Raw genomic sequence first — 7856 nt, 5'->3', positions numbered from 1 at the left:
ATGTAAGGAATGACCGACGAGCAGATGCCGACGCCGATGGCGGCGAGCAGCAGCGGCAGTGAGAAAAAGGCCGGCAGCGCATCGGTGAAGCCGATCGGCAGCACGACGATGAAGGCGATCGCCATGGCAGCACCCAGGCCGGCGATGCCGCTGCCGGCGCCTGAAGCGGCGACGCGATGGCCGAGTACGATGTAACCGACAAACAGCGCCCCGTTGAGGATGGCCCAGAACAGCCCGATGGGATCGTCGGACCATCTGACATCGATGAGCAGCAAGGTGCCGGCGACGGCGATGGCAAGGGCGGCGAGATTGCGCGTGCTCCTGAGGCCGATCGCCGCGACGCCGATGATGCCGACGAATTCGATCGCCGCCACCAGCGAGATCGGCAGTCGGTCGAGCGCCAGGTAGAACGAACAGTTCATCACCGCCAGACAGGCGCCGAAGGCCAGCAACAGCAGCCGCGTCGTGCGATCGGCGCGTGCGAAGCTTCGCCATGGACGGGTCAGGGGTGCGAAGATGAGTGCTGCCGTGGCGATGCGCAGCCACGCCATGCCGAGCACGCCGACATGCGGGAAAAGCAGCACGGCGAAGGCCGGCCCGAGATAGTGGAAGACGGCGCTGACGCCGAACCAGACATGCGGCGGCAGTTTTTCCGTCAGCTTGCCCAGGGTGAAGTTGCCCGGGGCAGGGGTCGCCGCGAGAGCTTGCGTTTGATCATCCACCGGATCAGTATCGCAGGCAGATTTGCCTATTTATATAGATGATGATTAGCTCTTTCGGCTATCTTTCTCCCGGAATAAAGGAGTTTTCCATGAAGCGCCTTCGAACTGAAAGCGCCGATCTCGATGCCGCCGACATGAAGATCCTGCGCCTGCTGGAAAAGGACGCGCGCACCAGCACGGCGGAGCTGGCACGCTCGGTGGGCCTGTCGGCACCGAGTGTGGCCGAGCGCATCAAGCGGCTGCAGGAAAGCGGCGTCATCGAGGCCTATTCGGTTAGGATCAACCCGACGGCACTCGGCCTGCCGCTGTCGGCATGGCTGCGCATCCGGCCAGTGCCGGGGCAGTTGGCCGTCGTGGCCGAGATCATCCGCGAACTGCCGGAGATCGTGCAATGCGACCGCGTAACCGGAGAGGATTGTTTCATCGCGCTGGCGCATGTCGGGTCGGTGGTCGACCTCGAGCGGGTGATCGACCGCATCATTCCCTACGCGATGACCAACACGGCGATCATCCAGTCCTCGCCGGTGGTGGCGCGTTCGGCCCTGGCGGCGTTGAGGCGCCAGGCTTGACCTGCGGGGATTGTTCCGTTCGAGGACCTTATGCGTGGCCGCGCTTCATGCGCGCCTGTTTCAGGATGGCGCGCCAGCGGATCATGTCGAACGGGATCGGCTCGTTGTTGTTGGCGATGTGGAAGATCTCATTGTTGACGTTCTTGAGCGAGCGCCAGAAATCGTAGTCGGTGATGCGCGGATCGGCAGCCAACCTGTCCACCTCGACCTTGATGTCGGTTTTCATGCACTTTCCTCGAACCGGCGCCGCGCCGCCCGTGTCGCTACCTCGATGCAGATCGTTTTCGACCGGCCCGCTGAGTCGCGCAACGGCTCAAATGGCTTGTTCCCGTTAAAACCTTGGTAAGGTTAACGAGGGCGCCGCGCCGCTTCAAGCGCCGCCGCCGGTCGATGGCAAGGTTCTGCGATTTTAGATCGCCGGTGTGGCTTTGAAGCCGGAAACGAGACGTGTCGGCATCGCCCTATTTGCGTTTGATGCCGATCGAGCGGCCGGCCCGTTCCGGCATCGGCAGGGCCGAATGGGCGGCGCGCATGTCTTCGACCCTGGCCAGCACATCGGCGGGGAAGGGCGCCACCTTCGGCCCGGACATGTCGACATGCAGCGACAGCGATTCGGAAGTCGCGGCCAGCCAGCCGTCGACATGGCGGATTTCCTGATAGGCCCGCAGCCGCTTGTCGTCATGGTCGATGAGCTGGAAGGAGACCGTGACCTTGTGCTCGAGATGCAGCTCCTGCACGTAGCAGACATGGACTTCGGCGGTGTAGATGGTGAGGCGGCGATCCCTGGCATAGTTCGGTCCCATGCCCATTGCCTCGAAGGCGTCGTCCGAGCAGCGGTCGAACAGCACGTTGTAATAGGCCATGTTGAGATGGCCGTTGTAGTCGATCCAGTCCTTCTCGATGTCCATGGGTTTCGAGACGAAGGGAGTGGGGATGGGCATCGAAACTTCCTTGTTCTGGTGCTGGACAGAGCGTGGCTCCGGAGACTCTATTTGTTCTGACGCAATTTCGGACGGAAAACCGCTTCACACTTTTCCTGGAATTGCTTTACGCATCCATAGACGCATAACAAGCATGGACGCTGGTCCATTCGCGGAGGAATTCATGGCTCTGAGCGACCTCAACCCGGTCGAACGCAACGAGGAAGGCATCGCTGCGGTGCTCGGGATCCTCAAGCAGCAGCTCGGCGAGCGATTCCAGACCGGCCAGGCGATCCGCTCGCAGCATGCACATACCACCACCTACATTCCGACGCAGGCACCGGATGGCGTTGCGTTCCCCGAGACGACGGCCGAGGTGCAGGAGATCGTGCGCGCCTGTGCGGCGCACCGCGTGCCGGTGATCGCCTTCGGCGTCGGCTCCTCGCTGGAGGGTCACACCAACGCACCGGGCGGCGGCATATCGGTCGACACATCGCGCATGAACCGTATCCTGGCGGTCAATCCGCAGGATCTCGACTGCACGGTCGAACCCGGCGTCACCCGTGAGGATTTGAACCGGCATCTGCGCGACACCGGCCTGTTCTTTCCGATCGATCCCGGCGCCAATGCCTCGCTGGGCGGCATGGCCGCAACGCGGGCCTCCGGCACCAACGCGGTGCGCTACGGAACGATGCGCGAGAACGTGCTGTCGCTGACCGCCGTCATGGCCGACGGCGAAACGGTGACAACCGGCAAGCGGGCGAAAAAGAGCTCGGCCGGCTATGATCTGACGCGGCTGCTGGTCGGCTCGGAAGGCACGCTCGGCATCATCACGTCGCTGACCTTGAAGCTGCAAGGCATCCCGCAGGCGATCTCCGGCGGCGTCTGCCCGTTTCCGAGCGTCGAGGCGGCCTGCAACGCGGTCATCGCGACGATCCAGATGGGCATCCCGGTGGCGCGCATCGAACTGGTCAACGCCTTGCAGATGCGGGCGATGAAGAATTATTCCAAGCTCGACTATCCCGAGAGCCCGTGCCTGTTCGTCGAGTTTCATGGTAGCGATGCCGGCGTTGCCGAACAGGCCGAAACCTTCGGCATGATCGCGGAGGAAAATGGCGGCGGGCCGTTCCTGTGGACCAGCGTCGCCGAGGAGCGCACCAAATTGTGGAAGGCGAGGCACGACGCCTACTGGTCGTCGCTGACCCTGCGGCCGGGAGCCAAGGGGCTGTCGACCGATGTCTGCGTGCCGATCTCGCGCTTTGCCGAATGCGTCATGGAAACCGAGGCCGATATCGCCGAGATGGGCCTGATCGCGCCGATCGTCGGCCATGCCGGCGACGGCAATTTCCACGTGCTTGTGCTGATGGATGTGAACGATCCCAAGGAGATCGCGCTGTCGGAAAAATTCGTCGCGCGGCTCAACATGCGGGCCATCGCCATGGACGGCACCTGCACCGGCGAGCACGGCATCGGCCAGGGCAAGATCGGCTTCCTGCGCCACGAGCTCGGCCACGGCGTCGACATCATGCGCACCATCAAGCAGGCGCTCGATCCGCTTGATATCATGAACCCGGGCAAGATCTTGCCGGGAAACTAACCGATTTTCCGACGCAAGGTTCGTAGGCGGCCAGTCTTGACCGCGCCACCATTCGGGCCGAGGCTTGGCCGGTAGCAGGGCCTGAAGCCAACAGGCGTGCCAGCGGAGGAGGATGCCATGGCGATTTCACGCAAGGAAGAAGCGCGCGCGCTGAGTGCCGACGAACACGATCTGGTGGAGAAGTCTCACCATCCGGCGGTGCAGGAGCTCTCCGACGCCGATCTTGCCGGCCTGGTCAAGCTGTTGCGGGAGCGGCGCGACAAGGCGCAGACCGAAGCACACCGCCGCCGGCGTGAGATCCGGGGCAAGGGCGCGGCGAAGGGCGCTACGCCTTCGAAGGCTGATGGCGGGTCGCAGCTCAAGCTTGCGGTGCTGGCCATGGCCATGCGGCGCCTGAATGGCGAGGCCGAGCGGCGCCGGCAACTGGCCGCCAGCGTTTCGCTGATCGAGAATGCGCGCAAGGCATTGGTGATGAAGCAAGGGGCGGCATCGGACGGCCCCGCCTTCAACTCGCGCACCGCGCGCAGGGGTATGCGGCCGGTGGCGAACCAGAGGGCGCCGGATCTGGTCCGGCCAATGGAACTCGGCCGGCAGCGCAGGGCGGCCAAGGTGGCACAGGCAAAGCGCGACGCACGCTGAATTCGCGGTGATCGCGGGCTGAAATCGTTGAGGACGCCTGCCTACCGTGCGGCAGGCTTCGCCTGTCCGCCCTCGACAAGCGTCTGCAGCATGGGGCGGGTTGGCGCGAAGAATGTCGTGCCGGTGTGCGGTGTGGAGAAATCGAGCAGGCGGTCGTAGGCGCCCGGCGGCTCGCCGATATACATGCGCTGCAGCATTTTTTCGGTGACCCAAAGATATCTGGAATAGCCGATGAAGTAGGTGCCGAACTCGTTCTGCCCCGGCCTGCCAAACGGCATGTTGTCGCGCAAAATATCGTACTCGTTGCCGGCGGCATCCTCGATGGTGGCCAGCGACTTGTGCGATTTGCGCGGCGCATCGTCATCGTCGATTTCGATGTTGTCGATCTTGGTGCGGCCGATGATCGCTTCCTGCTCGGGCGTCGGAATGCGCGCCCAGGCCTGCATGTCGTGGAGATATTTCTGGACGACGACATAGCTGCCGCCGGCGAAGTCGGCGTCTTCATCGCCGATGAGCGCAGAGGCGGGCAAGTCGAGGCCGGTCGGGTTGGCGGTCCCGTCGACGAAGCCGAGCAGGTCGCGCGCATCGAAATAGCGAAAGCCGGAAACCTCATCGATGACGCTTACGCCGTCACCGAGATTGTCGAGCAGGATGCGCTCGAACTCGAAGCACATATCGGGTCGCTCGGAGCGGATGTGGAAGAGGAGATCGCCGGCGGTCGAAGGCGCCGAATGAACGGCACCCTTGATCGGTGCGAACGGTTTCAGTTCCAGCGGCCGCCGGTCTGGAGAAAGACGATCCCAGAGATCGCGGCCGATGCCGGCAATGCACGACAGCCGCCCGGAGAGATCGCGGAACCCGACGGTTTTGATGAGATCGTCGAGCCCGCCGAGCACGGAGGCAACCTTGGCGAGCGCGCTCTGCTCGCTGGCGACGGCGACGACAAGAAAGACCGCCGAAAGGGACAGCGGAGCGTCGACACTTTGCGCATCGATCGGCACGCGATCCCAGTTCTTGCCCGACATCCGATTTCTCCGCTTCGCCGGGATTTGTTTCAGATCACCGGAGATCGCGCAACTGGATGAATTGCCTCTTTATCGACACGCGGATGCGGGTAGAGTGCGGCAGAATTTCAATCAACCCATTCGGAGCTGATGCTCGCACGCCTGTTCGTGATCTTCGGTGGCCTGTTCGTGCTGGTGCTGTGTGCGGCGCTGGTGGTGCCGTATTTTATCGACTGGACCGGCTACCGCGCCGACTTCGAGCGCGAGGCGAGCGCCATTCTCGGCCGCAAGGTGACCGTGCAGGGCGACGCCACCGCAAGGCTGTTGCCGTTTCCCTCGGTGACCTTCTCGAATGTCGCCGTCGCCGGCGGCCCCAACGGCCAGCCGGCCATGACGGTCGAGACGTTTTCAATGGACGCGGAACTGGCGCCCTTCCTGCGCGGTGAAGTGCTGATCTTCGACATGCGGCTGGTGCGGCCGAAAGCGACCATCGATATCGCCAATGACGGCACGGTCGACTGGGCGATGCGGCCGTCCTCGCCCTTCGACCCCAGCCAGATCTCGATCGAGAAGCTGACGGTGACGGAGGGTCAGATCGAAGTTCGCCATGCCGCTGGCGGGCGCAGCCATCTGTTTTCCGAGATCAATTCGACCGTCTCGGCCAAGTCGCTGGCCGGCCCATGGCGCATGGACGGCACGCTGCGGCTGGACGGGTTGCGCACCGCGGTCACCGCGTCCACCGGCAAGGCCGAAGGCTCAGGACAGATGCGGTTTCGGCTGAAAGCCAATCCGGACGCGTATCCGCTGGTCATCGAGACCGACGGCAATGCCGGCATCGTCAATGGAGCCGCCGTCTACTCCGGCCAGTTCAAGATTTCAAATCCTGACAAGAATGGTGCCGACAAGAACAGCGCCGAGCTGCGCGGCACCGATGGCGAGACGGTGAAAGTCTCGGCCGGCAAGCCCGATCCGGGCTTTCGGCTGAACGGCAAGTTTTCGCTAGACCACCAGAAGCTGGGTGTCGACGAATTCCGCTTCGAGACCGGGCCTCTCGACAACCCCTACACCGCCGATGGCAAGGCTTCTGTCGATCTCGGGCTGAAACCGAGTTTCGCCATCGAGGCCAATGGCGCGCAGGTGCAGTTCGACGAGGCGGTGGGCGCCGAAGCCGGCGCCGGCCTGACGCTGGACCAGCGCATCGCGGCGTTCGAGCAAGCGCTGCTCGATATGCCGAAGCCGACCATCCCCGGCACGGTCGAGGTCAAGCTGCCGGCGGTGGTGGTCGGCGACACCACGGTGCGCGACGTGCATCTTTCCGCCGAGCCGGTCGATGGCGGCTGGTCGGTGAAATCGCTTGCCGCGACCTTGCCCGGCCGCACCACGCTGGAAGCGGATGGCATGCTGGTGCTCAATTTGGAGGGTCATTTCGGCTTCAACGGCTCGCTGCTGCTGGCCGTGGCCCAACCTTCCGGCTTTGCCGCCTGGCTGTCGAAGGATGTCGACGAGGCGATCCGCCGCCTGCCGGCCGCCGGCTTCAAGGCCAAGGTCGACCTCTCGCAGAAGCGCCAGGCCTTCAGCGATCTCGAACTGATCCTGGGCAAGGCGAAGTTTTCCGGCCGCATCGATTCCAGCCAGCCCGACGATGCCAAGCCCTCGGTGCTGATGCGGCTTGAAGGCGGTGATCTCGATGTCGACGGGCTGGCGGCCTTCGCCTCGATCTTCGTCAGCGACAAGGGCGCCAATCGCTTTGCCGACCGCGACCTCGATTTCCAGATCAAGGCCGGGCCGGTCAACGCCGGTGGGTTGACCGCCGACACGGTCGACACGGCGCTCAGGCTGCGCGACGGGCTGCTCGAAATCGACCGGCTTTCGGTGGGCGGGCTGGCCGGCGCCTCGATCAGCGCCACCGGCCGGATCAAGGATTTCCCCGCGAGCCCGACCGGCAAGCTCGATGCGTCGGTGGTTGCCGTCGATCTGAAGCCGCTGATCGATGTCGCCGCCCAGCACTATCCCGACAGTGCCGTGCTCAGGGGACTGTCGAGCCGTGCTGCTGCCTATCCCGAGCTGTTCCAGGATGCGCGCATCGACCTGGTGGCGAGTGCAGCCGACAATGGCGACGGCACCACGGGCCTGGCGGTAAGCGGGCAAGGCAAGGCCGGCGGCTCGGCCTTTTCGGCGTCGCTGTCGGGGAAGGGCGTGGTGGACAAGCTTCTCGAAGCGCCGGTGGCGCTGACCTTCAACGCCAAGAACCCTGATGCCACCGCGCTGCTGGCGCTCTATGGCCTGCCGGCGCTGCCGCTCGGCATGCTGGGCGAGGCAAACACCGATATTCAGGCCAAGGGCACGTTTGGCGGCGGCCTGGCGACGAATTTCAGCCTTGCCGGCAATGACTTCAAGGCCGGTTT

At 64.1% G+C, this 7856-nt stretch carries 8 protein-coding genes; 4 read left to right on the top strand and 4 right to left on the bottom strand.

Annotation, left to right across the window (positions count from 1 at the left end; all coding sequences use genetic code 11):
• Positions 1-668, bottom strand: a 668-nt coding sequence (locus EN884_RS17230) for an EamA family transporter (protein ID WP_245491941.1), incomplete at its 3' end; no start/stop codon positions are given.
• Positions 669-811: 143 nt separating this feature from the next.
• On the opposite strand from EN884_RS17230, the gene EN884_RS17225 reads away from it, so the two are divergent.
• A complete protein-coding gene (locus tag EN884_RS17225) occupies positions 812-1291 on the top strand; it encodes an Lrp/AsnC family transcriptional regulator (RefSeq protein WP_013531005.1) in 480 nt (159 codons plus the stop codon).
• A gap of 28 nt (positions 1292-1319) precedes the next feature.
• Here EN884_RS17225 and EN884_RS17220 read toward each other — a convergent pair whose 3' ends face one another.
• Entirely contained in the window at positions 1320-1517 is a 198-nt protein-coding gene (locus EN884_RS17220; RefSeq protein ID WP_013531006.1) for a hypothetical protein, read from the bottom strand.
• 235 nt (positions 1518-1752) lie between these two features.
• Positions 1753-2232: a thioesterase family protein gene (locus EN884_RS17215; RefSeq protein WP_013531007.1), complete on the bottom strand. Its 480-nt coding sequence runs from the start codon at positions 2230-2232 to the stop codon at positions 1753-1755.
• A 163-nt stretch (positions 2233-2395) separates the two neighbouring features.
• On the opposite strand from EN884_RS17215, the gene EN884_RS17210 reads away from it, so the two are divergent.
• Positions 2396-3808 (top strand): FAD-linked oxidase C-terminal domain-containing protein, encoded by a 1413-nt coding sequence (locus tag EN884_RS17210; RefSeq protein WP_013531008.1) that lies wholly within the window; start codon positions 2396-2398, stop codon positions 3806-3808.
• Positions 3809-3925: 117 nt separating this feature from the next.
• On the top strand, positions 3926-4447 hold the full coding sequence (locus tag EN884_RS17205) for a hypothetical protein (protein WP_013531009.1): 522 nt from the start codon (positions 3926-3928) through the stop codon (positions 4445-4447).
• Positions 4448-4488: 41 nt separating this feature from the next.
• Here EN884_RS17205 and EN884_RS17200 read toward each other — a convergent pair whose 3' ends face one another.
• The gene (locus tag EN884_RS17200; RefSeq protein WP_063168286.1) at positions 4489-5472 is read right to left on the bottom strand and encodes a Dyp-type peroxidase; all 984 of its coding nucleotides are present in this window, start codon (positions 5470-5472) and stop codon (positions 4489-4491) included.
• Positions 5473-5601: 129 nt separating this feature from the next.
• Here EN884_RS17200 and EN884_RS17195 point away from each other — a divergent pair.
• Positions 5602-7856, top strand: a 2255-nt coding sequence (locus EN884_RS17195) for an AsmA family protein (protein ID WP_128360646.1), incomplete at its 3' end; no start/stop codon positions are given.

Source organism: Mesorhizobium sp. M7A.F.Ca.AU.001.01.1.1 (genome assembly GCF_004022735.1).
Lineage (GTDB): Bacteria > Pseudomonadota > Alphaproteobacteria > Rhizobiales > Rhizobiaceae > Mesorhizobium > Mesorhizobium ciceri.
The sequence above is the reverse complement of the archived record's forward strand: the minus strand, read 5'-3'. Positions and strand labels throughout refer to the sequence as shown.